Below are 26,349 nucleotides of genomic sequence, written 5' to 3' on the forward strand. Positions count from 1 at the left end.
CGCTCAGCCGGGCAGATGCGCGAAGTAGTAGGCCAGCGTCGCCATGTCGTCGTCCGAGAGCGGGGTGGCGATCTCCACCATCGCGGCGCGGGCGCCGATCCGGCGTTCCGCCTTGTAATCCTGCAGGGATTTCAGGATGTAATCCTCGTGCTGGTTGCGCAGGGGCGGCATCTGGCTGCCTCCGAGATACTCGGCGCCGTGGCACGAGCCGCATCGGTTGGCATCGGCCAGCTTCGCGCCCGCCTCCATCCGCGCGGCGTCGGGCTCTTCCTCGGGCGGAGTGGGCCGGTCGAGCCCCGCGATCCAGTCCGAGGCGGCGCGCAGGTCGTCGTCGGACATGTCCGCGACCATGGAGTTCATGATCTCGTTCTCGCGGTCGCCCTCCCGGAAGGCCACGAGTTGCAGGAGCGCGTAATAGGCGTCGATCCCGCCCAAAGCCGGTGCGCCCTCGAGCGCCACCATGTCGCCGACCCCGTGACAGCCGGCGCATTGCTCCTTCGTCTCCTCGAAGAGATCCTGCGCCGCGATGGGGCCCGCCGCGAGGGCGAGGCCCACCATCGCCGCCAGCCCGAACGGGTGCGGCCCGGAACGTGTCCCGGGCCGCGAAGGACGGTCAGTTCCCGCCATCATAGCTCACGCGGTAGATCGCCCCGTTCCAGTCGTCGGAGACGAGCATGGAGCCGTCGGGCATCACCGCGACGTCGACCGGGCGTCCGACATACTGATTGTCCTGGATGAAGCCCGTGAGGAACGGCTCCGTCCGCTCGATCCCCGTCTCCCCGTCGAGATAGGCGATCGCGACCTCCGCGCCTTCCTTCTCGGTGCGGTTCCAGGGGCCGTGCTTGGCGATGAAGATCTGGCCCTGGTACTCTTCGGGGAACATGTCGCCCTGGTAGAAGCGCATGCCCAAGGGCGCGGTATGCGGCCCGAGAAGCGCGACCGGGTCGGTGAACTCGCTGCACTCGTGGCCCCAGCCGAATTCGGGGTCGGTGAAGAGCCCGTTGTGGCAATAGGGGAAGCCGAAATCCTGGCCCTCCTCGGTCAGGACGTTCAGCTCGTCCTCCGGGATGTCCTCCGACAGCCAGTCGCGCTGGTTGTCAGTGAACCAGAGGTTGCCGGTTTCGGGGTGGAAGTCGAAGCCCACCGTGTTGCGCATTCCCGTCAGGATCGGTTCCGCGCCAGACCCGTCGAGGCCCATGCGCCGGATCTCCCCGAACCCCTCCTCGCGCGCGCAGATGTTGCAGGGCGAGGAATTGGAGACATAGAGCATGTCGTCGGGACCGATATCGACGAACCGCCAGCCATGCGGGCGCGGCTCGCCCAGCTCGGAATAGATCTCCTTCAGCTCCGGCGGGTTGTCGAGATTCTCCATGATGTTCTCGGCCACGGAGATCTTCGTGTGCTCGGCGATGTAGAGATCGCCGTCGTGCAGCACGATGCCGTTCGGCCAGTCGAGATCCTCGTAGATCGTCCGGGGCTCCCCGCCTTCCTCGATCACGTAGACGTCGTTGCCTTCCCAGTTGCCCACGAAGACCGTGCCGTCATCGGCCACCCGCAGCGTCCGGGCATTGTTCACGCCGGCCGCGAAGACCTCGACGGAAAAGCCCTCCGGCGCCTCGAGCATGTCGATGGGCAGCTGGTCTTCCGGCGTCGGCAGCGGCGGCGGCGTCTGGGGCGCCAGTTGCTGGGCCGCTTCCGTCTCGGGCCGACCTTCGAGCGGTCCGCCCGGTTCGTCGTCCTGCGCCCAACCGGCCTGACCGGCCATCGCGACGGGCGCGGCAAGCGCCAGGATCAGCGCGCCTCTGAAATCTCTCATGATGTCTACCTCCCAGGAATCGATCCGCCTTGGGCGTTCGATACGTCACTCTCGCGCCCTGCGGGACACAACACAACCACGATGCGGCAGGAACAACCATGATGCGGCAAGAGAGCGCCATTTGGTTCACGGATGACCGTATCGCTTATCCCGGGCTGGATTTCCGCGCCGTCTTGGGGCGTGATACCGGCGAGCCTCTGCCGCGAAGGACGGGCGGCGGAGGTCGGAATGCCTGGGAGGAACCAATGGCGCAAAGACCAACTACCGGCCGAACCCGTGCCACGCGCGACAGCGCGGGCTACTGGAAGGCCAATATCAGGACAATCATCGGATGCCTCGTCGTATGGGCGATCGTGAGCTTCGGCTTCGGCATCCTTCTGCGACCGATCCTGTCGGGGATCGGCGTGGGCGGCACCGATCTCGGATTCTGGTTCGCCCAGCAGGGATCGATCCTGGTCTTCCTGATCCTCATCTTCTTCTACGCCTGGCGGATGAACCGCCTCGACCGGCAGTACGGCGTCGAGGAGGATTGAGCCGATGGATCAGTATTACCTCAATCTGCTCGTCATCGGGGGATCCTTCGTCCTCTACATCGCCATCGCGCTCTGGGCGCGGGCGGGATCGACCTCCGAGTTCTACACCGCCGGTCGCGGCGTCCATCCGGTGATGAACGGCATGGCGACGGCCGCCGACTGGATGTCGGCCGCGTCCTTCATCTCTATGGCGGGCATCATCGCCTTCTCTGGCTATACCGCCTCGGCCTATCTCATGGGCTGGACCGGCGGCTATGTGCTCCTCGCGCTCTGCCTCGCGCCCTACCTGCGCAAGTTCGGCAGCTTCACGGTGCCCGAATTCATCGGCGACAGGTATTACAGCCGGTCCGCGCGACTCGTCGCGGTGCTCTGCCTCATCATCGCCTCGATCACCTACGTCATCGGGCAGATGACGGGCGTGGGCGTCGCCTTCTCCCGCTTCCTGCAGGTCTCGAACTCCACCGGCCTCTTCATCGGGGCGGCGGTCGTGTTCTTCTACGCTGTTCTGGGCGGCATGAAGGGGATCACCTACACGCAGGTGGCGCAGTACATCGTGCTGGTCTTCGCCTACACGGTGCCCGCGATCTTCATCTCGTTGCAGCTCACCGGCAATCCGATCCCGGGCCTCGGCCTCTTCTCGACCTACGAGGGATCGGGTGAGCCGCTTCTTGCCACGCTGAACCAGGTGCTCGCCGATCTGGGCTTTGCCTCCTACACGGACCAGAACACCGATCCGTCGGCGATCATCAACATGACGCTTTTCACGCTGACGCTGATGATCGGCACGGCGGGCCTGCCGCACGTGATCATCCGCTTCTTCACCGTGCCCAAGGTGTCGGACGCGCGGCTCTCGGCGGGATGGGCGCTCGTGTTCATCGCCATCGTCTATCTGACCGCCCCCGCGGTGGGCGCGATGGCGCGGCTCAACATCATGGACACGATCTGGCCCGGCGGCACCCAGAACGCGGAGGCCATCGAGATCGACGAACTGCCCGTCTGGTTCGACAATTGGGAGACCACGGGACTTCTCGGGATCGAGGACAAGAACGGCGACGGACGGCTGCAATACTACAACGACGCGGGCGAGCCACCCGCGGGCCTCGGTGTCTCGCCGCTCGAGGGCAACGAGCTCGTGCTCTTCGATCGCGACATCCTCGTCCTCGCCAATCCCGAGATCGCGCAGCTTCCGGGCTGGGTCATCGCGCTCGTGGCCGCGGGCGGCATGGCCGCGGCGCTCTCGACCGCGGCGGGCCTCCTGCTCGCGATCTCGTCCGCGGTGAGCCACGACCTCGTGAAGCGCTCGATCAACCCGAACATCTCGGAGAAGGCTGAGCTCTGGTGGGCGCGCGGCGCGATGGCCGCGGCGATCGCTGTGGCGACGTGGCTCGGCCTCAACCCGCCGGGCTTCGCGGCGCAGACCGTGGCGCTTGCCTTCGGGATCGCGGCGGCGACGATCTTCCCCGCGCTGATGATGGGAATCTTCTCCCGCAGCATCAACAACGTGGGCGCCGTCTCGGGGATGCTGGTCGGCCTGATCTTCACCGTCGTCTACATCTTCCTGCACAAGGGGTGGTTCTTCATCCCCGGCACGGAGAGCTTCCCCGACACGATCCAGGGCTCCCTCTTCGGTATCGAATCGACGGCCATCGGCTGCATCGGCGCGGCGCTGAACTTCGCGGTGGCCTTCCTCGTCTCGGGCGCGACCGCCGATACGCCCGACGAGGTGAAGGCGATGGTCGAACGGGTGCGCGTGCCGCATGACGGCGTCGGTACGCCCGCCGAATGACGCAGGGCCCGCCCCTAAGGGGGCGGGCCTTTCGCGGCCCCGGCCGCGCCTCAGCTCTCGTCGGCCAGCCGCATCGGGGTGAAGAACGGCGCGAGGATCAGGATCGCGGAGACGAGCCCCGCGTAGCCGATCGCGCCCAGCATCGCGAGACGGTAGGCCTCCCGGTCGCCGGTCTCCGCACCGCCGAGCAGGCCGAAGAATATCCCGCCCATGATCGCCACGCCGAAGGCGATGCCGACCTGCCGGATCGCCTGCACCGCGCCCGAGGCGGAGCCGGTGTCGTTGTCGTCCGCCGCCGAGAGCGCGACCTGGTAGAGCGGCGAAACGGTATTGCCGAGCCCGATGCCGCCCAGCAGGAACCACGGCGCCATGCGCAGCCAGACGATCTCCCCGTCCATCCCGGCGATGGCCCAGGCCTGGCCCGCGAAACCCAATCCCAGGAGCAGCGCGCCACCGACCACCCGCCGCGCGATCCAGCGCGAGCCGAACCAGCCCGTCATCGCGGAGGCGATGAGCACGCCGATCGGAAAGGGGGTCGTCGCAAGGCCCGACTGAAGCGCCGTGAGCCCGTAGCCCGATTGCAGGTAGAGCGCGATCGTGAGGAAATAGCTCGGCACCGCGGAGAAGAGCACCGCGTTGAGAAGCCCGCCGGTGAGGAACCCGCCCGACCGGGCGAGCCGGAGCGGCAGGAGCTCCGGCGCCCCGCGCGCGGCTTGCCGCCGCTGCCAGGCAACGAAGCTCCAAGCAAGCGGTCCCGCGGCGAGAACGAGCGGCCACATCCAGGTTCGCCAGCCGATCGAGGGCGCCTCGACGAGCGGAACCAGCACCGCGAGCATCGCGAGCGCCGCGAGGATCATGCCTACCACGTCGATCCCGAGGGCCCGGTCGCCATCGGCCCGCGGCACGAGAAAGCAGGCGGCGACGAAGGCCCCGACGCCCACGGGAATGTTGACGAGGAAGATCGGCCGCCAGGTCAGGCCGTAGATGTCCGCGCCGATGAGCAGACCGCCCAGGATCGGCCCGGTGACGGAGGCGAGCCCGGCGGTCAGCGCGAAGAGACCGAAGGCCGCACCGCGCTGCTCGCGCGGAAAGAGCGTGGGGACGAGCGCGAGGGTCTGCGGCGTCATGATGGCCGCGCCTACGCCCTGCGCCACCCGCGCCGCGACGAGCGTGTCGATCCCCGGCGCGAGGCCACAGGCGAGCGAGGCCAGGGTGAAGATCGCGATGCCGGTGAGGAACATCCTTCGCCGCCCGAAGAGGTCGCCCATCCGTCCCGCGGGCAGCAGAAGGAGCGCGAAGGAGAACGTGTAGCCCGCGACGATCCACTCGACGAGGTTCGGGGCCGCGTCGAGTTCGGACTGGAGAGAGGGCATCGCGACGTTGACGATCGTGATGTCGATGAGATTCATGAAATTGGCCAGCAACAACACGGCCACGGCCGCCCACTTGTTCACTGGCGCGGACGGGTCTTCTGACATGACGGGCTCCGGCTGCTCGTGCCGGACGTAGAGGGCACCGGCGGTGCCGTCCAGTCTCGCCCGCGCCTTTCCGCCCCCCTCAGTGCAAGGCGGGCCGGGCGCGGCCGGACCGTGCGCCCGACCGCTCGGCCCTTGACGCAAATGATCCACCGGGCTGCAGGACCTCGCGCGCCGCCGTGTCCCCCGACCGGATCGCGGCCTCGATGGAGGAGGGCAGGGGGCCTGCCACGTGGTCCCCGGCGAGAACGAGGTTCGCGATCCCCGTTCGCATGGAGGGACGCGCCGCGACCCCTGCGGGGGACTGATCCCAAGTCGCCGCGGGCGCGCGGACGAGGCGGCGCGCGTGGCAGGCGATCCGGCCGCCGCCGGCGCTCAGCTCGACATCTTCGAAGAGGCGGTCGAGCGCCGCGTCCCGCGACAGGGCCGAAAGGCCCACCGCCTCCGCGGCGGACACAGTGACGGAAAGCACGTCGCCGCGCCGGAAGATCCAGTGCGCGGCACCCGAGACGAGGCCCAGGAGTGGCGGGAATCGCTCGGCCTCGGCTTCCCCGACGCGGAAATGTGCGTTGAGAATGGTCTGTCCCGGCGCGGGCGGCGTGCTGCCGGTTGCCCGGGCGCCGGCGCTCGCACCGGCCGCGACGACGACATCGCCCTGGCCGAGGACCGCCGTCTCCCCGTTCGAGAAGCGCAGCCTGCGGAGGACGTCGCGGTCACGCTTCACCCCCTCAAGCGCCGCGCGCCAGACGATCCGCACGCCACGCGCCTTCAGTGCGGCGACCGCCGGATCCACGAGCGCCGGGCCGAGGCCGCCTTGTGCGAGGACTGGGCGGCTCGCCTTGGCGCCGCGCATCACCGTCCGCCGGATCACCGCGGCGAGGAGGCGTGCGGACCCCCGCTCCGCCGGCTCGTTCAGGACGGCGAGGCACATCGGCTCCCAGAAGCCATGCCAGAGCGTCCCGCGCCCGCCGATCGCCTCGGCGACCGTGGCACCGGGCCCCGCGCGCAGCAATCGGGAGAGATCGCGGGAGAGCGTCACGAGGGAGCCCGGGAGCCCGACCCGGCCCCGCAGCACGTCGCCGAGCCCGCCCGGGACGCGCACCGTCCAGTCGGCACCGGTGGCGAGATCGACGAAGGGCAGCGCTGCGTCCTCGATGCGCAGGTGGTGCTCCGATCCGATCCTGCGGACGTAGTCGAGCACGGCGTGGTTGCCCGAGAGCATGAGGTGATTACCGTTGTCGATCACCCGGTCGAGCGTGCGGTCGTGAAAGCTCCAGCACCGCCCCCCCGCGCGGCCCGTCGCCTCCCAAAGGGTGATCGCCAGCCCCGGTTCAGCGCTCAGACGAAGCGCGGCGGCGAGCCCGGCGAGCCCGGCGCCCACGACATGGACGTGCCGCGTCATGCCGTGCGGCCGCCGCGCGCCATGCAATAGAGCCCGTCCACCGCCTTGCGCCAGCCGGGCCTTGGGGAGGGCACGCGCCAATCCCGCTCCATCTGCCGCAGGAGACGCTCGTAAGGGCCCATCATCAGAAGCGCCGGGGCGAGGCGGACCCGACCGTGCGGCGCCACGTCGCGTGCCGCCTCGCGGAAGGCGGCCCTGGCACGGCGGCCGAGCTCGGCGCGGGCCAGGGGAAGGTTCGGCGCGGCGGCGATCCGCGCGGGATCGGCCGGAACGCCGGTCAGCACGAGGACCTCGCGCGGAATGTAGATGCGGCCCATCCCGGCATCCTCCTCCACGTCGCGCAGGATGTTGGTAAGCTGCATCGCTTCGGCGAGGGCGAGGGCGAACCGCTCGGAGGGTGCGCCGCGCCAGGCGCCGAAAATGCGCATGCTGAGAAGCCCGACCGCACCCGCGACCCGCCGGATATACCGGTCGAGCACCTCGCCCGTGGGTGCCACGATCGGCTCGATGTCCATCCGCATCCCGTCGAGGACCAGATGGAACTCCGCCTCCGGCAGGTCGAAGCGCTGCGCCGCGATCTCGAGCTTGGCGCCGAGAGGCGTCTCGGGGCGGCCGGCGAAGACGGCGGTGATCTCGTCCTCCCAGAAGGCCAAGCGCGCGGCCTTAAGGTCGGGCGTGCCCGCGCCGTCGACGATGTCGTCGACGATGCGGCAGAATGCGTAGGTGGCGTAGATCGCCTCCCGCCGTGCGGCGGGCAGCACGCGCATGCCGTAGCGGAAGGAGGAGCCGGACCCGGCGACGATCTCCTCGAGGCTCCGCTGCCGCCAGATTTCCGGGAGCGATCCGTCCTTCACGGCAAACCGCCGATCATCGCCCGCGGCTGCGGTCGGCGCAGGCAGGCGGCCGCTCCGCGGATCGCGGCCCCGGCGAAATCCGTTCGCCCCGGCGCGACCCGACCCGCCATCGGATCGGCGCGGCACAGCCGGTCGTGAAGCCGCGTGGCCAAAAAGTGGATCGCCCGTACCTCGCCCGAGAGGCGGCGCGAGGCGAGGAGTGCCGGGAGTTCGGCCGCGCGGTGCAGCAGCCCGGCGGCCCGGCACAGGGCGTCGTCGATCGCCGCTCGCAATGCGGGCGACGCGTGGTTCTCGCGCAACGCTGCTTCAGAGTGCGGGAGAAGGTCTTCGGGCATGTAGATGCGGTCGAGCTCCCGGAAGTCCCGGCCGAGGTCCTGCAGGTGGTTGAGGATCTGCAATGCCGTGCAGAGCGCGTCGGACGGGGCATGCGTACTCGGCGCCTCGCCATGGAGATCGAGCAGGAACCGTCCGACCGGATCGGCCGACATCCGGCAATAGGCCAGCAGCTCCTCCCAGGTGGCGTAGCGGGTCTTGATCGCATCTTGCCGAAAGGCCCCGAGAAGCGCGCGGGCATGCCGCACGCCCTCTGCATGGCCCGTCGTCTCGAGTGTTTCCCGAAGCGTACGGGCCACCGGTTCGCCGGCTGGAGTGCCGTCCAGACCCCGATCGAACTCCCCGAGCCGCGCGAGCTTCGCGTCCGCTGTGAGGTTCGGGTCGTCGGCGACATTGTCGGCGCGCCGTGCGAATCCGTAGAACGCGTGGACGATCGGCCGCAAGTCGCGGCGAAGGAGCAACGATCCCACCGGGAAATTTTCGGATTTCATCGCGGTCGTTTCGATCACGGCTGTACCATTTCGTCGCATGCTTTCATTGCCGGTCGTATTAAGTCTTCTTTTAACAGATCACGACGCCAAGGTTAGCAGACAATGGAGAAGCGACCATTCCCCGTGCTCAGAGAACGTGGCCAGTCCCTTCTTCTGGCACTTTTTGCGACCTTATGTCTCGGAAGTGCCGCGTCGGCGGCCGACGTCTCGGTCCTCGTAGACGGGCTGCGGGGCGAGGTGGGGCTGTTGCGCGTGGCGATCTGTACGCAGGGCGACTTCCTGACGGCCAAGTGCGCGATCACGGCTTCGGCACCCGCGCCGCAGGGAAAGGTGCGGCTTTCCGACGTCCCCGCGGGACAATACGCGATTCAGGCCTACCATGACGAGAATTCCAATGGGCGGCTGGACCGTAATATGCTGGGACGGCCGATGGAGGGGATGGCATTCAGCCGCGACGCGCCGATGCGCTTCGGCCCGCCGCGCTACGCGGATGCGGTTGTGACGATCCCCGAGACCGGCGGTACGACGACGATGACCATGAGGTACTTCCGATGAACATGTCCATGTCCACCCGATCGCGTGATGTCGTCGTCATCGGCGCGGGGCCGGGCGGGCTCGCGTCCGCCATGCTCCTGCGGGCCGCTGGCGCCAAGGTCACCGTGCTCGAGCGCGGGGACCAGGTCGGCGGGCGAACCGGCGTCATCCGCCAGGACGGTTACACGTTCGACGTGGGGCCGACCTTCTTCCTCTATCCCGAGGTCCTGCGCGAGATCTTCTCTGCCTGCGGTCGCTCCTTCGATGCGGAAGTCGAGATGACGCGGCTCGAGCCGATGTACCGCCTGCAATTCGACGACGGCACCATCGTGGAGGCGACCGCGGACGTGGAGCGCCTGACCGAGCAGGTGGCGCGGATCGATCCCGAGGACGCGAAGAACGTCGCGCCCTATCTTGCGGAGAACAAGGCGAAGTTCGACGTCTTCCGGCCGATCCTGCAACGGCCCTTCCACAATCTCGGCTCGCTGATGAAGCCAGACATGGCGCGCGCCATGCCGCTCTTCCGCCCGTGGCTCACCGTCGATCAGGATCTGCGCCGCTGGTTCAAGAACCCCGATGTGCGGCTCGCCTTCTCGTTCCAGTCGAAATACCTGGGGATGTCCCCCTTCAAGTGTCCCTCGCTCTTCACGATCGTGGCCCATGTGGAATACGGCTTCGGCGTCTTCCACCCCACGGGCGGCGTGAACGCGATCCCGCGCGCCATGGCACGGGTCGCGCGGGAGATGGGCGTGGACATCCGCCTGTCGGAGCCGGTCGAGCGGCTGACCTTCGAGGGGCGGCGCGCGACGGGCGCGATCACCAAGGGGGGCACCTATCCGGCCGACGCGGTGGTGGTGAACGGCGATTTCGCGAGCACGATCCAGCAGATCGTCCCCGACAAGCTGCGCCGACGCTGGACCGACAAGAAGATCGCGTCGAAGAAATATTCCTGTTCGACCTTCATGCTCTATCTCGGGCTCGAGGGGCAGTTCCCGGACATGCACCACCACACGATCTTCCTTTCGAATGACTACCTCACGAACATCCGGGAGATCGACGCGGGCGATGCCCCGAAGGAGCCCACGATCTACGTGCAGAACGCCTCCGTCACCGATCCGACGCTGGCCCCCGAAGGGCATTCGGCGCTCTACGTCCTCGTCCCCGTGGGCAATCTCAACGGCAACACGGACTGGAAGACGCTGGCGCCGCTCTATCGCGAGAAGATCCTGACCCGGCTCGAGCGGCTCTGCGGCCACGATATCCGACCGAAAATCAGAACGGAGCTGATGTTCACGCCCGAAGATTGGCAGGCGCAGCAAGGCGTCTATCGCGGCGCCACCTTCAACCTCGCGCATAATCTCGGGCAGATGCTGCACTGGCGGCCGCGCAACCGGTTCGAGGACGTGGACGGCGTCTATCTCACGGGCGGCGGCACCCATCCCGGATCGGGCCTGCCCACGATCTTCGAGAGTGCCAAGATCGCGAGCAAGCTTGCCGCGGATGATCTGGGCCTCGACCGCGCCGGCACGATCCCCGACATTCGCCCCGCACAGGAAGAGGAGATCGCGGAATGAGCACGACCGGCATCATCGGCGGTGGATTGGGCGGACTGGCCGCAGCCTGCACGCTGGCCGCCCGCGGCCATGACGTCACGCTTCTGGAGCGCAATTCCTGGCTCGGCGGCAAGGCGGCCGTGCTCGAACGCGACGGATTCCGCTTCGACATGGGGCCGACGATCCTGACCATGCCGCGGGTGCTCGAGCGCATCTTCGCCGAGGCAGGACGCGAGCTGTCGGATTATCTCGACCTGCGCCGGCTCGACCCGCAATGGCGCTGCTTCTACGATGACGGCTCGGTGCTCGACCTCGCCGACGACCGGGAGACGATGCGCAGGACGTTGCAGGATTTCGCGCCGGGCGACGTGCAGGGATACGAGGATTTCCTGAAAGTCGCGAACCGCCTGTCGGAGGTGTCCGACCGCTTCTTCTTCTGGAAGTCGGTCGAGGATCTGCGCGACACGATGAACATGAAGACGTCGATGTCGCTCGCGACTCTCTCGGACGTCCTGTCGCTCCGGATGCACCGGACGGTCGCCGACCAGGTCAAGCGCAACGTGAAGGACAAGCGTCTCGCGCAGATGCTGGAACACTTCATCCAGTACGTGGGGTCGTCGCCGCTCGCGTCCCCTGCCGTGCTCTGCGGGATCGCGCAGATGCAGGTGGGCGAAGGGGTCTGGTACCCAATGGGCGGCACCCGCGCGGTGCCCCGCGCGCTGACGCGTCTCGCCGAGGATCTGGGCGTCACGTTCCGCACCGGCATCGAGGTCGAACGGATCGAGACCGAAGGCGGGCGTGCCACGGCTGTAATGGCCGCGGGCGGGGAGCGGATGGCCTTCGACCGGATCGTGTCGAACATGGACAGCGTGCGCACCTACCGCGAGCTTGTGGGCGGCACGGCCTGGGAGAACTTCCAGAAGGGCCGCAAGCGCGAGCCCGCCTGCTCGGGCGTCGTCCTCTATCTCGGGCTTGACCGTGCCTACGAGCATCTCGCGCACCACAATTTCGTCTTCTCGAACAACCCCGAGGACGAGTTCCGCGAGATCTATGACGAGGGCCAGCCCGCCGCCGATCCTACCGCCTATATCGCGGCACCCGCCCGGACGGAGCCCGGCGTGGCGCCCGAGGGGGGCGAGGCGCTCTACATCCTCGTCCATACGCCCTACCTGCGCGAGGGCCATGACTGGTCGAAGATGCTGCCCGAGTACCGCCGCACGATCCTCGACAAGCTCAAGCGCACCGCGGGGATGGAAGATATCGAGGAGCGGATCGTCACCGAGGACGTACTGACGCCGCAGGATATCAACGACCGCTACAAGGTGCTCGACGGGGCGATCTACGGGCTCGTGAGCCACGGCAAGGTCAACGGCGCGTTCAAGCCCGGCAACCGCTCGCGGCAGGTGCCGGGCCTCTATCTCGCGGGCGGCTCCGCGCATCCGGGACCGGGCATGCCGATGGCGCTGATGTCGGGCTGGATCGCGGCCGACAGCCTGCACCAGGACGCGACTCGGAACACCGCGCCCCGCGATGTCGCGGCCGAGTGAGGCGCGGCGGGGCGACCCCATCGGCCTTCGATCGGAGGCGCTCGCGCAGTTCTTCGCGGGCGTGATGCGGCGGCAGATGCGCCGGTCCTTCCGGGCCGTGCGCCTCGCCCGTCCGGGTCTGCCGGATCTGCCGGAGGGACGTCCGCTCGTCGTCTACGCCAACCATCCGTCCTGGTGGGACCCGGCGTTCTTCATCGTCCTCGCCGCGGGTCCCCTCGCCGCCCGGCAGAGCTATGGCGTCATCGACGCGGAGATGCTGGAGAAGTACCGCTTCATGGGCCGCATCGGCCTTTTCGGGGTGGAACGCGATGCGCGACGGGGCGGCGTGGAGTTCCTGCGCGTGGCGGGTCGGGTCCTTTCCGATCCGGCACGGATGCTCTGGATCACTGCGCAGGGAGAGTTCAACGATCCGCGTCAGCGGCCCGTCACGCTCAGGACCGGGCTCGCGCGCCTGATGATCCGCCATCCCGACATCGTCGCATTGCCGCTGGCCGTCGAATACCCGTTCTGGACCGAAAAGCGGCCAGAGGCGCTCGCGCGGTTTGGCGAACCGGTTCTGCTGCGTGACGGGGAAAGCGCGGAGGCATTGAACGATCGCCTCGCCGCGGGTCTCGAAGCCAGCATGGACGCGCTTTCCGCGATGGCACGGAACCGGTCTCCCGCGGAGTTCGAGCGGATCCTGTCTGGAACCGCGGGCGTCGGTGGGGTCTATGGTGTATGGGGTCGCCTGAAGGCCGCCGCGACCGGCCGGCGCTACGTCGCCGAGCACATGGAGGAGAACTGAGCCCTGACCGTCCTCGCGATCGTCTGCTTCGCCCTCGCCGCGCTCTATGCGGGCGTGACCTTCTGCAATCTCGCGATCTTCCGGGCGCCGCCCGCGTTGCGGCACGGCGATGCGCCACCCGTCTCGATCCTGATCCCCGCCCGTAACGAGGCAGCGAACATCGGCCCCGCGATCGATCATGCGCTCGCGGGCGGCGGAGAGATCGAGGTCGTGGTGCTCGACGACGGGTCGGACGACGGGACCGGTCGGATCGTGGAAGAGCGTGCCGCCTCCGATCCCCGCGTGCGGCTTCTTTCCGGAAAGGGCCTGCCCAAGGGCTGGAACGGCAAGCAGCATGCCTGCTTCACGCTCGCGCGCGCGGCGCGTCACGACGTGCTGCTCTTCGTCGATGCGGACGTGCGCATCGCGCCCGGCGGCGCCGCGCGGATGGCGGCCCATCTCGCCGCGCGCGGGCTCGATCTCGTCAGCGGCTTTCCCCGACAGCGGACCGAAACCCTCGCGGAAAAGCTCGTGATCCCGCAGATCTTCGTCCTTCTCCTGGGCTATCTGCCCCTTCCGATGGCGCGCGCTTTCCCGAGCGAGGGGTTCGCGGCCGGGTGCGGGCAGCTCATGATGGTGCGCAAGGACGCCTATGTCCGGTCCGGCGGACATGCGGAGATCCGCACGACGATGCATGACGGGCTGATGTTGCCACGCCTGATGCGCCGGACGGGAGGACGGACCGACCTCGTCGACGCGACGCCGCTCGCCACCTGCCGGATGTACGAGACCTGGCCCGAGATATGGTCCGGTTTCTCGAAGAATGCGACCGAGGGAATGGCCAAGCCCGTGGCCTTGCCGGTCTGGACGATCCTGCTCCTCGGCGGTCACGTCCTGCCCTATCTGCTCGTCGTCTCGATCCTCCTGTCGGGAGGGACAGGACCGCTCGGCTGGTCGCTCGCGGCCCTCGTCCTCGTTCTGGCCGCGCGGCTCGCGACGGCGCTGGTGGTCCGTCAATCCATGCTCTCCGTCCTGCTCCATCCCGTGGCGATCTGCATCGTCCTCGCCATCCAATGGAACGCGCTCGTCGGCGCGGGCCGAGGCCGAGGGCGGAGCTGGCGCGGCCGGACCTATGACGCGAGCTGACCGTCCGTTTCCCTGGCACCGCGCCTTCCATCCGCTCTGCGGGGCCGATCCGGTCACGCTCCTCGAGCTCGCGGCACGGCGGGGCGGGCCGTCTTTCTCCGCGTGGCCGACCTTCGCGGTCGCGGTCGCCTGCTCGCTCGTTCGCGCGCCCTTCACCCTCATCGAGGCGGGGCTCGACCGGTTCGCCCGTGCGCCGTCCCATCCGCCGGTCTTCGTCGTGGGTCATCCCCGGAGCGGCACGACGCATCTGCACAACGTCCTCGCCGCGTCGGGCGCCTTCGCGGTCGTGCCGCCGGTCATCGCGACCCTGCCCTGGGAGCGGCGGACGATCGGGCCCATCATGCGGCCCTTCGTCAACGCGCGGCTGCCCCGGACCCGGCTCATCGACGGGGTCGCGATGCATCCCGACGATCCGACCGAGGACGAGATCGGCCTCGCCAATGCCGGGCCGCTTTCCTATTTCCACGCGCTCTACTTTCCTCGCCGTTTCGCCGAGGATTACCGTGCCGGGCTTCTCCATCGCGGCACGCCCCGGCAGCGGGCGCGCCGCGAACGGGCGATGGCTTGGTACGTGCGGACCATGGGCCGCCGCCGCGCCGCGCCGCTCCTTCTGAAGAACCCCGCCTATACCGCGCATGTCGATCTGCTCGTGCGGCTCTTCCCGGGCGCGAAGGTGATCCACATCCACCGCGACCCGGCGGAAGTCTTCGCCTCCGCGCGCCGGGCGCTCAGGATCGCGCTCGACGAGATGGCGTTGCAGGATCCGCGCGGTGTCGATCTCGACGCGGCGATCCTTGCGACCTATCCCGAACTCATGGCGGGCCTGCGCCGATCGAGCGCGGGGCTCGGCCCCGATACTTTTAGGGAGGTGGCGTTCGCGGACCTCGTCTCCGATCCCGCGCGGGTTATCGGTCGGCTCTGGGACGATCTGGGCCTGCCGGGCGGCGCGGAGGCGCGGACCCGCGCCGAGGCCTATTGCGACGCGCAGGCAGGCTACCGCTCGCGTGCGGGGGTGCTCGAGGCGCGCGAGCTTGCCGCGCTGCGCCGACGCTGGCCGGAGGAGTTCGCCGTCTACGGACGGCTCAGCGCAGCAGGAACCGGATGATCCGTTGGATCGCGGGGCCGTAGGGCGGACGGGCGAGCCCGATCGGGGCGAAACGCGAGCGGATGACGACGCTGCGCGGCCGGGTGAAGCTGCGGAACCCTTCCTCGCCGTGATAGGCGCCCATCCCGCTTGCGCCGGCGCCGCCGAAGGGCAGGGAATGCACCGCCACGTGCAGGACGCTCTCGTTGACCATCGCCCCACCCGACCGGATCCGGCCCACCATCCGGTCGCAGGCCGCTTCGTCCTCGCCGTAGACATAGAGCGCGAGCGGGGTCGGCCGAGCGTTCACGAAGCCCGCCGCCGCTTCCGGCGTGTCGTAGGGCAGGATCGGCAGGATCGGTCCGAAGATCTCCTCCTGCATGAGCGGGCTCTCCGGATCGGGATCGACGACGGCCCAGGCGCCGAGGCGCGGGGGGTCTGGCATCTGCGCCATCAACGGAACCGCCTCGACCGCGTCCAGAAGCGCCTCGAGCCGGTCGCGGTCGGCGGGACGCGCGATAGCGGCGTAATCGGGGGATTCGGGATCGGGATAGAGCGTCGTCGCGGCGTCCTTGAGCGCCAAGACGTAGCGCGGGATCTCGGCCCGCGGCACCATGAGGTAATCGGGCGCCACGCAGGTCTGCCCTGCATTGAGAAGCTTGCCCGCCATGATCGAGACTGCCACACGGTCGGGGTCGCTTTCGGGCAACGCGATGGCGGGCGACTTGCCGCCGAGTTCCAGGATCGTGGGCGTCAGGTTCTCCGCCGCTGCGGCGAGCACCTTGCGGCCGGTCTGGGTCGAGCCGGTGTAGAAGAGGCCGTCGAGCGGCATCCGCGCGAGCGCCGCCGCCACCTTCGTCCCGCCGGTCACGACGCGGACCCGCGCACCCACCGCGCGGTGGACGACCTCCGCGAGAAGCTCCGCCGTGCGCGGCACGTGCTCGGAGGGGTGCAGGATCACGCGGTTGCCCCCCGCGAGCGCCGCGACGAGCGGGACGAGGGCAAGCTGGACCGGGTAATTCCAAGGTGCGAGGATCCCCACCAGACCCAGCGGCACCCGTTCGACGCGCGCGCGCGACGGCAGGAACTCGAGGGGCAGGACGACCCGCTTGGCCCGTGTCCAGCGCTTGAGCCGCCGCCGCGTCCAGCGGATGTTCTCGAGGACCATGGCGATCTCGGCAAGCATCGTCTCGACCCGCGGGCGGCCGCCGAAATCCGCGTCGATCGCCGCGGCGAAATCCTCGGCCGACGCGCGCAACTCTCGCGCGAGGGCATCGAGATGCCGCCGCCGGGCTGCGAGATCGAGCGGCGTTTCGTCCGGCGGTAGCCGGGATGCGGCGTCACGAAGAATATCGGGCAGATCGTGTTCCAAGTGGGACAAGCCTTTGCGACGGGGTTCTCCACCACGGGATATAGTGGGAATGGCGGTTGCGGCGATGACGGTCTGCTGCGGCGTTCAGAAGCGATTGACCGGGATCTTAAGGTAGGCACGGCCATCGGCCTCCGCATCCGGCAGGCGGCCGCCGCGGAGGTTGACCTGCAGCGCATGGAGCATTTGCGTCGGCAGGCCGAGGGTGGCGTCGCGGGCCTCGCGGGTCCGTATGTACTCCTCCTCCGAGGTACCATCGCCCAGGTGTTTGTTCGACGCCCGCTGCTCTCCGACCGTGCTTTCCCATTCCGGATCGTCCCGGTCGTCGGTTCCGTAATCGTGGCCGATGAAGATGCGGGTGTCGTCGGGGTGAGACAGGATCGTCATCAGCGACCCGTAGAGATCCCGCGCCGATCCGCCCGGAAAATCGCAGCGCGCGGTGCCCGCGTCGGGTTGCATGAAGGTGTCATGGGCAAAGATCGCATCGCCGATGACGTAGGTGACGGAGCCGAGCGTATGGCCGGGGGAGAGGATGACCCGCGCGTCCAGTTCGCCGAGGGAGAACGTGTCGCCATCCGCCCAGAGGCGGTCGAAATCGGCACCGGGATCGAAGGCGTCCGGCAGATTGTAGAGATCGCGCCAGAGCGCCGCGATGTCGTGGACCTTCTCTCCGATGCCCATCGGCGCTCCGGTCTGCTCCTTCAGCCACGCCGCCGCCATCAGGTGATCGGCATGTGGATGCGTGTCGAGGATCCAGGTGAGCTCCAGACCCTCCCGGTCGAGGAAATCGAGCATCCATAGACCGTGTTCCGTGGAGGTTCGCGCCGCCGCCGCGTCGAAGTTCAGCACCACGTCGATCAGTGCCGCCTGCTTCGTCGCCTCGCAGATGCAGATGTATTGGATCGAGCCCGTGACCGGCTCGTAGACGCCCACGACCCGGGGGCTCGCGGGGCCACGCGACGGGCTTTCCCTCGACAGGATGCTCATGGACCGCCTCCGTTCTTTCCGGTTCGAACCTAAGGGGTTCGCGCGGATCGCGCCAGACGCCCGGCGCTACTTCACGCCGCTCGCGAAATCGGAGGAGACGAAGAGCCGCTGGAGCGCCAGGAAGACGACGATCACGGGCAGGATCGAGATGGCGAGTGCGGCCTGTTGCAGCGATTTCTGCTCGAGGTTCTCGAACGCGCCCTGCAACAGGTAGATGCCCACCGGCAGCGTCTGCAACTCGGGCGCGGAGCGGGTCACGGTCATCGTCCAGATGAACTCGTTCCAGTGATAGACGAAGGAGAAGAGCGTCAGCGTCGCGATGGCGGGCTTGACGAGGGGCAGCATGATCGAGCGAAAGATGCGGTATTCCGACGCCCCGTCGAGCCGCGCGGCCTCCATCAGGTCGTCGGGGATCCCTATGAAGAACTGCCGCATGAGGAACACCCCGTACCACGTCACGACGAAGGGCAGGCAGAGCGCCGCGTAGGTCCCGAGCAGCCCCGATCCGCCCTGTCCGGCGATGTCGTTGCCGCCCATGAGCGGCGCGAAGCGCAGGATGAAGAAGATCGGGATGATGAAGAGGAAGAAGGGAAACATCTGCGCGCCCACGACGAGACGGAAGATCGATGCCCGGCCCGCGAAGTCGTACTTGGCCAGCGCATAGCCCGCCGTGACGGAGGTCGCGACCTGCGCCGCGGTGATGAGCCCCGTGACGATCACCGAATTGGCGAACCATGTCCGCATCGGCAGTTCCGCGAAGACACGGGCATAGACGCCCCATTGCGGCTCCGCCGGGAAATAGCGCGGCGGGCTCGCGTAGACGTCCGCGGGGCCACGGAGTGCGCCGACGAACATGTCCGCGAAGGGCAGGATCATGACGAGCGCGCCCAGGGCGAGGGCCACGTATTTGAGTACGCCACCCGCTCGCCGGCCCATGCCGCGCGGGGCCACGACGCGCGCCTCCGCCGCGACCTCGGCGCGCTCGCCCGCGACGAGGGGATCGGAGGCGGTCATGTCGCCCGCTCCTTCAGTGCGCGGAATTGCAGCAGCGAGATCACCCCGATTATGACGAAAAGGATCAGGGCGCCCGCCGACGCGCGCCCCATCCTCAGATCCTCGAACGCCATGCGGTAGGTGTAGAGCGCCGTGACTTCGGTCGCACCGCGCGGCCCGCCGCCGGTCATGGCGAGGATGAGGGCGAAGAAGCCCATGCCGGTAATGAAACTCGTGATCGTGACGAAGATGAAGGCGGGCCGGATCATCGGCAGCGTGACGCTCCAGAGCGTCCTCGTCGCGCCCGCCCCGTCGAGCGTCGCGGCGTCGTAGATCTCCTGGTCCACCGCCTCGAGCGCGGCGGAGAAGACGAGCATGTTCTTGCCCGCGTCGTACCAGACCATGACCATCACGACGGAGATCATCGCCATCACCGGATCGGTGAGCCAGTCGGGCCCCCGCAGCCCCGCCATCCCGAGGAGGCGGTTGACGAGACCGTAGCGGTCGTCGAGCACGAACTGCCACAGATAGGCGATCGCTACGATGTTGGTGAGTTGCGGCAGGTAGTAGACCGAGCGCCAGACGGCCTTGCCCCGCGCCCGGCTGAACACGAAGGCGAGGCCGAGCGCGAGCGGCACGCCCGCGACGACGAACCCGAAGGCGAAGACGAAGGTGTTGAGGATCGTCGCCCAGAAGGTCGTGTCCCGCGTCAGCAGGTACTCGAACTGCCTCAGGCCGACCCAGTCGGGCGTGCCGAGCGGGTTCCAGCGCGTGAAGGACAGATAAACCGAGAACCCCAGCGGCAGGACGAAGAAGAGGGCCGCGAAGACGAGAAGCGGCGACAGGAACAGCCAGGGCGCCCAGCCGCCCCCGGCCGGATCGAATTCCTTCGGGCGGCGCTCCATCGGGTCAGTAGAACTCGAAGAGGATATCCTCGACCTCGACATCAAGCCCGGAAAGCGCCGGCTCCGGTTCCGCCTCGCCGGCCATCACGCGCTCGATCGTCTGCGCCATCATTCCCTCGATCTCCGCCGATTGCATGACGTTGGGCTGGCTGATCGCGCGTCCCTCGGCCAGGGCCGCGACGAAGGGCGCGGTAAAGGCGTCGGGCTCGGGCAGGGCGGCGTTGTCGGCCTCGTTCGCCGTCAGGGCGCCGAGGCCCGCGAGCATTTCCCCCATGCAGGACGGCCCGCCGTCACGCGGTTCGTTGAGATGGCGGACGAGCGCCCATGCCTCCTCCGGTCGGTCGCTGTTGCTGTCCACGCCCATGAAGAAGGCGTATTGGAGCGTGCGCCATTCCTCTCCCATCGGGATGGCGCTCGCCACCACGTCCTGTGCAAAGGCGTCGCCGAACCCCGCCGCGATCTCGCTCTTGAACCAGTTCGCCATGATCATCATGCCGATCCCGCCCGCAGGGAAATCGTAGGCGTCGACGGAAAGATCGGTGATGTCGTCCTGCGTCAGGCCGGCCATGAGCGAAAGCGCATCCACGGCTTCGGGACTTTCGAAGTTCGCCTCGGCGAAATCCTCGGAATAGGGCGTCCCGCCTTCGGAATAGAGCAGTGCGTAGAACGGATGGACGAAGCCCGCGCCCGAGGAGCTGTCGGCTATCGCGAATCCCGCATTCTCGATCCGGCCTTGCGCATTGCGCGTCGTGACGGCCTCGGCCACTTCCCTGAGCTCGTCCCAGGTCGCGGGCGGCGCGTCGTAGCCCGCCTCGCGCAGGAGAGCCATGTTGGAGACGAGGAGATACGCGCTCACCTCCGTCGGCACGCCCCAGAGCGTGCCGTCGATCGTCGCCGCATCGACCGTGCCCTCCGCGTAGCTGTCGGTGACGAAGGAGACGAGATCGTCGGGCGGCGTGTCGAGCACGCCGTTATCGACCATCTGCGCGGCCCATATCGAGTAGAGGTTGTAGATGTCGGGAGATTGCCCGCCGAGCCGTCCGGTCAGCACGGTCTGGAGATAGTCGCGATAGCTGATCTGCTGGTACTGCGCCGTCACCCCGTCGGCATCGTATTCTTCGAGGCAGGCCAGGAGCGGTGCGGCCTGTTCCTGCGTGTAGTGCATCGCGACGGTGAGCGGGGCGTCCTGCGCCACGGCGGCGAGCGATGTACCCGCCGTCACGAGCGTGGCGGCGATGATGGTCCGATGCGGCATGGTCTGTTCCCCCGAATGCAACCGGGCGGCCTGACGGGCCCGTGAAGCATTGTCAGGCTAGGAGGTGTTCACCGGCCGGTCGACATAAATCCTGCGCGCGGGATTGTCGCAGGCAGCGTGGGACACGCGCCGATGCGAAGGCGTCGATCGGCCCGGACCTTCGTTTGGCAACCGTCACATTCCGGATTGGCTCATGATCGAGATATCACGAAGGGATCAACCAGCTGCCGAAGATGCCGGTCGGCGATCCTATTGCTGGGCGGGCCGGCGCGGTGAGTGGGGGGTGCCATAGCTCGTCTCGTCGAGGAACCGCTCGATCCGGAAATCGTCGAGCTCGGCCTGCCTCTCGCCCAGAAGTTCCGCGGCGACCGCCTCCCCGAGGTAAGGGGCGAGCGTCACGCCCGAATGCGTTGCGACGATGTAGAGCCACGAGAGGTTCGGCGCGGGCCCCGCGATCGTCCGCCCGTCGCGGGGCATCACGCGCTGTCCCACGACAAGCTCGTCGATCCGCGCGGCTTCGGCGTTGCGCACCAGGCGCTGGAGCCGCGCGACGAAGGTGGCCGCGAGGTCGGATCGCGTGTCAGGGACCGCTCCCGGATCGGCGGTCGCGTCGAGGTCGAGCGCCTGCAGGAGGAGCCGCCCACCGCCCGCCGGACGGATATGGAGCGAGGGCGCGGTCACGAGCCGCGTCAGGCGCACGGGCAGCGGATTGGTCGTCGCGAGATAGCCCACGGTGATGTCGCCCGGCTCGGCAAAGGCATGGAGCGGCACGTCGATGCCTGCGAGCGCGGCCAGGGCGGGCGTCCACCGCCCGGCGGCCGAGACGACCTTGTCGGCCCGAATGGCGGTCCCGTCGGCGAGCGTCACCTCGCTACCCCCTTCGCTCGCGCGCAAACCGACGACGTTTTGCCCGGGCCCGGTCCGGATCTCGGCGCCCGCCTCGCGCGCCTGCCCGAGAAGAGCGGCGAGATAGGCGGCCGGATAGGCATGCGCCTCGCGCGGGTAGTGGACGATGAGACGCGCCTCGTCCGGAACGATCACGTCGGGCAGCAGGGTACGGGCCTTTTCCGCGTCGATCTCTTCCGCCGGATAGCCGCGTTCGCGATGCATCTCCATCCGCCGGGCGAGATCGGTGCGATGGGGCTCCTCCACGGCGATCTCGACATGGCCGCCGCGATGGAGCCACCCCGCGTCGCCCTCGGGCGAGAGCCGGTGATGCGCCTCGAGCCCGGCGCGGTTCAGATCGAAATAGGCGCGCGGCTCCTTCCCGTTGGCATTCACCCAGGCATAGGACGTCGCCGTCGTGCCGGTGCCGGGTGCCGATCGGTCGACGAGGACGACCTCCGCTCCCTTCCGCGCGAGCCCGGCCGCGATCGAGACCCCGATCATGCCCGCCCCGATAACGACGATCTTCATCCGACTGCTCCCGCTGCACCGATCCAGGGCCATCTGTACCGCCCACGACGGCATTGTCGAACCCTCTCCGTTCCCGGCGCGGTGACGGCTATCTCCACCTTACGTGCGAGGTCTGAGCCAGAGCAGGATCATGTCCGACGCTTCCTCGGCCTGGCGGTCGAGCCAGTCGTCGTCGATCGGCAGCTGGAACACCGCGCGAAGCGTGTGCACGTTCGAGACCGGAAACCAGCACAGCGACGCGATGAAGACATAGACCTCCCGCGGGTCGAGGCCGTCGCGGAACGAGCCCGCGGCCACGCCCCGGCGCAGCAGCACGTCGAGTTGCTTGACCAGCACCGATTGCACCCCGGCCGCATCGTGGATGCGACGGATGGTTTCGCCGCCGCGCAGGTTCTCGGTGTTCAGCATGGTGATGAACCACGGTTTCTCGCGGAAATGGTGCGTCGTGAACCGCACCAGCGCCCGGATCGCGTCGTCGGGCGCGAGGGCGTCGAGCGCCAGATGCTGCTCTCCCTCGCGGATCTGGACATAGGCCTCGGTCAACGCGGCGGCATAGACCGCGTCCTTGTCCCCGAAATAATCGTAGATCATCGGCTTGCTGATCCCGGCCGCCTGCGCGATGCGGTCGATCCGGGCGCCGGAATGCCCGTGCGTCGAGAATTCCTCGAGCGCGGCCTGCAGGATCAGCTTGCGCGAGCGCTCGGCATCGCGGCGCCGGGTCTTCGGTGAGCGCTTCGCGTTTCCGTCCTTCATGATCTGTCTCCGCACGAGGCAATGGCGGACAAGGTACCGGGAGTCTCGGCCAAGCGCAAAGACTAGCGGGCCCGGCGAAGCGGGGCGAAAGCCCCACCTGCCGCCCCTGATCGGGATCCAGGGCAGTCCGAGGGCGGCGCCCCGCCCCGGCTCTAGGCACGGCGTCTAGCAGGCGGTCGCGCCGCGCTCCACGATCGTCGCGAGAACCTCGTCCGCGTCCCGCCGCCACCAATCGTGCTCCGAGAAGATCTCGACCTCGTTCAGCCCGTCGAACCCCTGCGCCTCCACCAGACCGCGCAGGCGGGCGATGTCGATCACCCCGTCCCCCATCATGCCGCGATCGGTCAGAAGGTCGCGCGTGGGCACCAGCCAATCGCAGATATGGAAGGCCATCAGGCGTTCCTTCCCGGCGCGGGCGATCTGCGCCTCGACATCGGGATCCCACCATACGTGATAGACGTCGAGCGCGCAGCCGATCCCGGGCCCGAGGCGGTCGCAGATATCGAGCGCCTGGCCCATCGTGCTGATCGCCGCGCGGTCGGCGGCGTACATCGGATGCAGCGGCTCGATGGCCACGGGGACATTGGCCGCGCGCGCGTGGTCGAGCGTGGAGGCGAGACCCTCCTCGATCAGGGACCGGGCGGCGGGAAGGTCCCGCGATCCCGCGGGCAATCCGCCCACGACCATGACGAGGCAATCGGCGCCCAAGGCCGCCGCCTCGTCCACCGCGCGGCGATTGTCGTCGATCACCGCCTGATCGAGGCGGCCCGAAGCGGTGTACCATCCTCCCCGGCAAAGGCCGGAGACGCGCAGTCCGGCGTCGCGGATCGCCGTCGCCGCGGCCTCCACGCCCATCTCGTGCAGCTTGTCGCGCCAGGGCGAGATCCCGGCGATGCCGTGCCGCGCGCATCCCTCGATGCATTGCGCAAGCGACCATTGCGCGCGCACCGTCGCGGTGTTGAGCGACAGCCGCTCCGGCCCGATACCGCTCATGCGTCCACCCCGCGCGCGGCGAGGACGCGGCGGGCGCGCTCCGCGGCGCGCTCCGGGTCGGGAAAGAGACGGGCCGCCTCGGCGAGCCGGACGATCTCGGCTAGGTGGATCGTCGAGCGCGCGCTCTCCTGTCCGCCGACCATCGTGAAGTGATCCTGGTGGCCGTTGAGATAGGAGAGGAACACCACGCCCGTCTTGTAGAACCGCGTGGGCGCGCGGAAGATGTGCCGCGACAGCGGAACGGTCGGCGCGAAGGTGTCGTGATAGGTGTCCGTCTCGCCGCGAGCGAGCTCCGACAGGGCTTTCGCCGCGATGCCCGCGATCGGGTCGAAGATGCCGAGGAGCGCGTGGGAATGGCCCTGCTCGTCGCCGGCGATGAGGTGGGGATAGTTGAAATCGTCGCCCGTATACATGGCCACCCCATCGGGAAGGCGCCGCCGCATGGCGATTTCCTTCTCCGCCGACAGGAGGCTGATCTTGATGCCGTCGACCTTGCCGGCATTCGTCTCGATCACGCCGAGGCAGGTCTCCATCGCCGCCATGTGGTCGGCCGACCCCCAGTAGCCCGCGAGGGCGGGATCGAACATCTCTCCCAGCCAATGCAGGATCGCGGGGCGCTCCAGCCCCGACAGGATGCGGCCGTAGACGCGGGCGTAATCCTCGGGCCCGGTGGCCGCGACGGCCAGCGCGCGCGACGCCATGAGGATCACGCGCGATCCCGCGGCCTCCACCGCCTCGCATTGCTCCTCGTAGGCGCGGATCACGTCGTCGACGGTCACGTTTGGGCCGGGCGCCAGATGGTCGGTGCCCGCGCCGCTGGCGATCAGGTGCCCGCCCTCCTTCGCGAGCGCGGTGGAGCGGCGGATCAGCTCGAGGGAGGTTCCCCAGTCGAGGCCCATGCCGCGTTGCGCGGTGTCCATTGCCTCGGCCACGCCGAAGCCGAGGCTCCAGAGATGCTGGCGAAAGGCGAGCGTGCGGTCCCAGTCGAGGTCGACCTCGCTCGACGGATCGATCTCGGCCAGGGGATCGGCGACCACGTGGGCCGCGGCATAGGCGGTCCGCGACCAGTCCGCGCCGCCTTCGGGCGCGGGACCGGCGGTCAGCGTAACGTCGCCGCCGGGCAGGGCGAGGGTGGTGCTCATAGGCCAAGGTCCTCCAGATCGACCCAGCGTCGTTCCTTGGAGGAAAGATAGCCGGCCCGCGCGAGTTGCACGCCCTTGGCGCCTTCGGCGAGCGTATAGGACCAGGGCGCATCCTCGGCCACGTGGCGCAGGAAACCTTCCCACTGCACCTTGAAGCCGTTGTCGAAGACCTGATTGTCCGGCACCTCTTCCCAGGTGTCGAAGAAGTCGAGTGTCTGCGGCTCGTCGGGGTTCCAGACCGGCTTCGGCGTGTTGACCCGGTGTTGCGACCAGCACCGATGGAGCCCCGCGACGGCAGATCCGTGTGTGCCGTCGATCTGGAAGGTCACGAGATCGTCGCGGCGCACGCGGGTGCACCAGCTCGAATTGATATGCGCCACGATTTCCCCGTCCGGCCCGTCGAGGAGGAACGTGGCATAGGCCGCGTCGTCGGCTGTGGCGTCGTAGCGCGCACCGGCCTCGTCGAGCCGCGAGGGGATGTGGGTGAAGCCGAGGCAAGAGACCGACTTCACCGGGGCGATTACGTTGTCGAGGACGTAGCGCCAATGGCAGAGCATGTCGGAGATCATGCCGCCGCCATCCTCCGCGCGGTAATTCCAGGAGGGCCGCTGCGGCGTCAGGTCGTCACCGGTGAAGACCCAGTACCCGAATTCGCCCTTCACGCTGAGCATCCGGCCGAAGAAGCCCAGGTCGCGCAGGCGCTTCAGCTTGGCCAGGCCCGGCAGGTCGAGCTTGTCGTGGACGATGCCGTTCTTGACGCCCCTGGACTTCGCATGGCGTGCGAGATCGACCGCCTCCTCGAGGCTCTCGCTGACCGGCTTCTCGCAATAGACGTGCTTGCCCGCGTCGATCGCCCGCTTCAGCAGACCCGGCCGCATCTGCGTGGAGGCCGCGTCAAAGAAGATCGCGTCGTCGGGATTGGCGAGCGCGGCGTCGAGGTCGGTCGTGTGGCGCGTGACGCCATGCGCCTCGGCGAGGGCCGCGATCTTCTCGGCATTGCGCCCGACGATGATCGGATCGGGCACCAGACGCCGCCCGTCCGACAGCGCGAGCCCGCCCTGGTCCCGGATCGCGAGGACGGAACGTATGAGATGCTGGTTCATCCCCATCCGTCCCGTCACCCCGTGCATGATGATGCCGATGCGTTCGCGTCTCACTCACCGATCCTCCTGACTGTCCTACTTTCCGGTAACCTACTAAACAGTAGGTTCAAGCGCAA

24 protein-coding genes are annotated in these 26,349 nt (G+C 68.3%); 8 read left to right on the forward strand and 16 right to left on the reverse strand.

What is annotated here, in order from left to right; all coding sequences use genetic code 11:
• Window positions 1-3: 3 nt before the first annotated feature.
• A complete protein-coding gene (locus tag LX81_RS08240; RefSeq protein ID WP_170133878.1) occupies window positions 4-627 on the reverse strand; it encodes a c-type cytochrome in 624 nt (207 codons plus the stop codon).
• Complete coding sequence (locus tag LX81_RS08245; protein WP_211322725.1) at window positions 614-1,816, reverse strand: PQQ-dependent sugar dehydrogenase; 1,203 nt, start codon at window positions 1,814-1,816, stop codon at window positions 614-616. The genes LX81_RS08240 and LX81_RS08245 overlap by 14 nt, the downstream gene beginning before the upstream one ends.
• A 245-nt stretch (window positions 1,817-2,061) precedes the next feature.
• Between LX81_RS08245 and LX81_RS08250 the strand changes: the two genes are divergently transcribed.
• On the forward strand, window positions 2,062-2,349 hold the full coding sequence (locus tag LX81_RS08250; protein WP_111536994.1) for a DUF4212 domain-containing protein: 288 nt from the start codon (window positions 2,062-2,064) through the stop codon (window positions 2,347-2,349).
• Between the two features lie 4 nt (window positions 2,350-2,353).
• A complete protein-coding gene (locus tag LX81_RS08255) occupies window positions 2,354-4,135 on the forward strand; it encodes a sodium:solute symporter family protein (protein ID WP_111536825.1) in 1,782 nt (593 codons plus the stop codon).
• Between the two features lie 50 nt (window positions 4,136-4,185).
• On the opposite strand, the gene LX81_RS08260 is transcribed toward LX81_RS08255, so the two are convergent.
• The 4 genes from LX81_RS08260 to LX81_RS08275 all read right to left on the reverse strand — a co-directional run bounded on the left by LX81_RS08260 (window position 4,186) and on the right by LX81_RS08275 (window position 8,708).
• Complete coding sequence (locus LX81_RS08260; protein ID WP_111536826.1) at window positions 4,186-5,613, reverse strand: MFS transporter; 1,428 nt, start codon at window positions 5,611-5,613, stop codon at window positions 4,186-4,188.
• Window positions 5,614-5,692: 79 nt separating this feature from the next.
• Window positions 5,693-7,012 (reverse strand): hydroxysqualene dehydroxylase, encoded by a 1,320-nt coding sequence (locus LX81_RS08265; protein WP_111536995.1) that lies wholly within the window; start codon window positions 7,010-7,012, stop codon window positions 5,693-5,695.
• Window positions 7,009-7,866, reverse strand: a complete 858-nt coding sequence (locus LX81_RS08270) for a squalene/phytoene synthase family protein (protein ID WP_234822536.1) — start codon at window positions 7,864-7,866, stop codon at window positions 7,009-7,011. Before LX81_RS08270 ends, LX81_RS08265 begins: the two co-directional genes overlap by 4 nt.
• Window positions 7,863-8,708, reverse strand: coding sequence for a squalene/phytoene synthase family protein (locus tag LX81_RS08275; RefSeq protein ID WP_211322726.1), 846 nt, complete (start codon window positions 8,706-8,708; stop codon window positions 7,863-7,865). The genes LX81_RS08270 and LX81_RS08275 overlap by 4 nt, the downstream gene beginning before the upstream one ends.
• Window positions 8,709-8,792: 84 nt before the next feature.
• On the opposite strand from LX81_RS08275, the gene LX81_RS08280 reads away from it, so the two are divergent.
• The 6 genes from LX81_RS08280 to LX81_RS08305 are packed head-to-tail and all read left to right on the forward strand — an operon-like array spanning window position 8,793 to window position 15,338.
• Entirely contained in the window at window positions 8,793-9,245 is a 453-nt protein-coding gene (locus tag LX81_RS08280) for a DUF2141 domain-containing protein (protein ID WP_111536828.1), read from the forward strand.
• A gap of 8 nt (window positions 9,246-9,253) precedes the next feature.
• Complete coding sequence (gene crtI / locus LX81_RS08285; RefSeq protein WP_111536997.1) at window positions 9,254-10,798, forward strand: phytoene desaturase family protein; 1,545 nt, start codon at window positions 9,254-9,256, stop codon at window positions 10,796-10,798.
• Window positions 10,795-12,324, forward strand: a complete 1,530-nt coding sequence (locus LX81_RS08290; RefSeq protein ID WP_111536829.1) for a phytoene desaturase family protein — start codon at window positions 10,795-10,797, stop codon at window positions 12,322-12,324. The genes crtI and LX81_RS08290 overlap by 4 nt, the downstream gene beginning before the upstream one ends.
• The gene (locus tag LX81_RS08295; protein ID WP_111536830.1) at window positions 12,308-13,108 is read left to right on the forward strand and encodes a lysophospholipid acyltransferase family protein; all 801 of its coding nucleotides are present in this window, start codon (window positions 12,308-12,310) and stop codon (window positions 13,106-13,108) included. Before LX81_RS08290 ends, LX81_RS08295 begins: the two co-directional genes overlap by 17 nt.
• A gap of 54 nt (window positions 13,109-13,162) precedes the next feature.
• Entirely contained in the window at window positions 13,163-14,233 is a 1,071-nt protein-coding gene (locus LX81_RS08300; protein ID WP_234822537.1) for a glycosyltransferase family 2 protein, read from the forward strand.
• Window positions 14,220-15,338: a sulfotransferase family protein gene (locus LX81_RS08305; protein WP_111536832.1), complete on the forward strand. Its 1,119-nt coding sequence runs from the start codon at window positions 14,220-14,222 to the stop codon at window positions 15,336-15,338. Before LX81_RS08300 ends, LX81_RS08305 begins: the two co-directional genes overlap by 14 nt.
• On the opposite strand, the gene LX81_RS08310 is transcribed toward LX81_RS08305, so the two are convergent.
• The 10 genes from LX81_RS08310 to LX81_RS08355 form a co-directional block, all read right to left on the reverse strand.
• Entirely contained in the window at window positions 15,316-16,689 is a 1,374-nt protein-coding gene (locus LX81_RS08310) for an aldehyde dehydrogenase family protein (RefSeq protein ID WP_234822538.1), read from the reverse strand. The genes LX81_RS08305 and LX81_RS08310 overlap by 23 nt on opposite strands.
• Window positions 16,690-16,773: 84 nt before the next feature.
• Window positions 16,774-17,673, reverse strand: coding sequence for an MBL fold metallo-hydrolase (locus LX81_RS08315; RefSeq protein WP_111536833.1), 900 nt, complete (start codon window positions 17,671-17,673; stop codon window positions 16,774-16,776).
• Window positions 17,674-17,739: 66 nt separating this feature from the next.
• Window positions 17,740-18,687: a carbohydrate ABC transporter permease gene (locus LX81_RS08320; RefSeq protein ID WP_111536834.1), complete on the reverse strand. Its 948-nt coding sequence runs from the start codon at window positions 18,685-18,687 to the stop codon at window positions 17,740-17,742.
• Window positions 18,684-19,571, reverse strand: a complete 888-nt coding sequence (locus tag LX81_RS08325; protein WP_111536835.1) for a carbohydrate ABC transporter permease — start codon at window positions 19,569-19,571, stop codon at window positions 18,684-18,686. The genes LX81_RS08320 and LX81_RS08325 overlap by 4 nt, the downstream gene beginning before the upstream one ends.
• A 4-nt stretch (window positions 19,572-19,575) precedes the next feature.
• Window positions 19,576-20,826 (reverse strand): extracellular solute-binding protein, encoded by a 1,251-nt coding sequence (locus tag LX81_RS08330; RefSeq protein ID WP_111536836.1) that lies wholly within the window; start codon window positions 20,824-20,826, stop codon window positions 19,576-19,578.
• Window positions 20,827-21,075: 249 nt separating this feature from the next.
• Window positions 21,076-22,242 (reverse strand): NAD(P)/FAD-dependent oxidoreductase, encoded by a 1,167-nt coding sequence (locus LX81_RS08335; protein WP_111536837.1) that lies wholly within the window; start codon window positions 22,240-22,242, stop codon window positions 21,076-21,078.
• Window positions 22,243-22,341: 99 nt separating this feature from the next.
• Window positions 22,342-22,995, reverse strand: coding sequence for a TetR/AcrR family transcriptional regulator (locus tag LX81_RS08340; RefSeq protein WP_111536838.1), 654 nt, complete (start codon window positions 22,993-22,995; stop codon window positions 22,342-22,344).
• A gap of 165 nt (window positions 22,996-23,160) precedes the next feature.
• Window positions 23,161-23,988, reverse strand: coding sequence for a sugar phosphate isomerase/epimerase family protein (locus tag LX81_RS08345; protein ID WP_111536839.1), 828 nt, complete (start codon window positions 23,986-23,988; stop codon window positions 23,161-23,163).
• Window positions 23,985-25,130: a dihydrodipicolinate synthase family protein gene (locus tag LX81_RS08350; protein ID WP_111536840.1), complete on the reverse strand. Its 1,146-nt coding sequence runs from the start codon at window positions 25,128-25,130 to the stop codon at window positions 23,985-23,987. Before LX81_RS08350 ends, LX81_RS08345 begins: the two co-directional genes overlap by 4 nt.
• Window positions 25,127-26,287, reverse strand: a complete 1,161-nt coding sequence (locus tag LX81_RS08355) for a Gfo/Idh/MocA family protein (RefSeq protein ID WP_211322727.1) — start codon at window positions 26,285-26,287, stop codon at window positions 25,127-25,129. Before LX81_RS08355 ends, LX81_RS08350 begins: the two co-directional genes overlap by 4 nt.
• Window positions 26,288-26,349 lie beyond the last annotated feature (62 nt).

Source organism: Palleronia aestuarii (assembly GCF_003253995.1).
GTDB classification, from domain to species: domain Bacteria; phylum Pseudomonadota; class Alphaproteobacteria; order Rhodobacterales; family Rhodobacteraceae; genus Palleronia; species Palleronia aestuarii.

Excerpts from the sequence above, each read along its gene's own strand:
- LX81_RS08240 (WP_170133878.1), bottom strand. The coding sequence starts at position 627 with ATGGCGGGAACTGACCGTCCTTCGCGGCCCGGGACACGTTCCGGGCCG.
- LX81_RS08245 (WP_211322725.1), bottom strand. The coding sequence starts at position 1,816 with ATGAGAGATTTCAGAGGCGCGCTGATCCTGGCGCTTGCCGCGCCCGTC.
- LX81_RS08250 (WP_111536994.1), top strand. The coding sequence starts at position 2,062 with ATGGCGCAAAGACCAACTACCGGCCGAACCCGTGCCACGCGCGACAGC.
- LX81_RS08255 (WP_111536825.1), top strand. The coding sequence starts at position 2,354 with ATGGATCAGTATTACCTCAATCTGCTCGTCATCGGGGGATCCTTCGTC.
- LX81_RS08260 (WP_111536826.1), bottom strand. The coding sequence starts at position 5,613 with ATGTCAGAAGACCCGTCCGCGCCAGTGAACAAGTGGGCGGCCGTGGCC.
- LX81_RS08265 (WP_111536995.1), bottom strand. The coding sequence starts at position 7,012 with ATGACGCGGCACGTCCATGTCGTGGGCGCCGGGCTCGCCGGGCTCGCC.
- LX81_RS08280 (WP_111536828.1), top strand. The coding sequence starts at position 8,793 with ATGGAGAAGCGACCATTCCCCGTGCTCAGAGAACGTGGCCAGTCCCTT.
- crtI (WP_111536997.1), top strand. The coding sequence starts at position 9,254 with ATGTCCACCCGATCGCGTGATGTCGTCGTCATCGGCGCGGGGCCGGGC.
- LX81_RS08290 (WP_111536829.1), top strand. The coding sequence starts at position 10,795 with ATGAGCACGACCGGCATCATCGGCGGTGGATTGGGCGGACTGGCCGCA.
- LX81_RS08295 (WP_111536830.1), top strand. The coding sequence starts at position 12,308 with ATGTCGCGGCCGAGTGAGGCGCGGCGGGGCGACCCCATCGGCCTTCGA.
- LX81_RS08305 (WP_111536832.1), top strand. The coding sequence starts at position 14,220 with ATGACGCGAGCTGACCGTCCGTTTCCCTGGCACCGCGCCTTCCATCCG.
- LX81_RS08315 (WP_111536833.1), bottom strand. The coding sequence starts at position 17,673 with ATGAGCATCCTGTCGAGGGAAAGCCCGTCGCGTGGCCCCGCGAGCCCC.
- LX81_RS08320 (WP_111536834.1), bottom strand. The coding sequence starts at position 18,687 with ATGACCGCCTCCGATCCCCTCGTCGCGGGCGAGCGCGCCGAGGTCGCG.
- LX81_RS08325 (WP_111536835.1), bottom strand. The coding sequence starts at position 19,571 with ATGGAGCGCCGCCCGAAGGAATTCGATCCGGCCGGGGGCGGCTGGGCG.
- LX81_RS08330 (WP_111536836.1), bottom strand. The coding sequence starts at position 20,826 with ATGCCGCATCGGACCATCATCGCCGCCACGCTCGTGACGGCGGGTACA.
- LX81_RS08335 (WP_111536837.1), bottom strand. The coding sequence starts at position 22,242 with ATGAAGATCGTCGTTATCGGGGCGGGCATGATCGGGGTCTCGATCGCG.
- LX81_RS08340 (WP_111536838.1), bottom strand. The coding sequence starts at position 22,995 with ATGAAGGACGGAAACGCGAAGCGCTCACCGAAGACCCGGCGCCGCGAT.
- LX81_RS08345 (WP_111536839.1), bottom strand. The coding sequence starts at position 23,988 with ATGAGCGGTATCGGGCCGGAGCGGCTGTCGCTCAACACCGCGACGGTG.
- LX81_RS08350 (WP_111536840.1), bottom strand. The coding sequence starts at position 25,130 with ATGAGCACCACCCTCGCCCTGCCCGGCGGCGACGTTACGCTGACCGCC.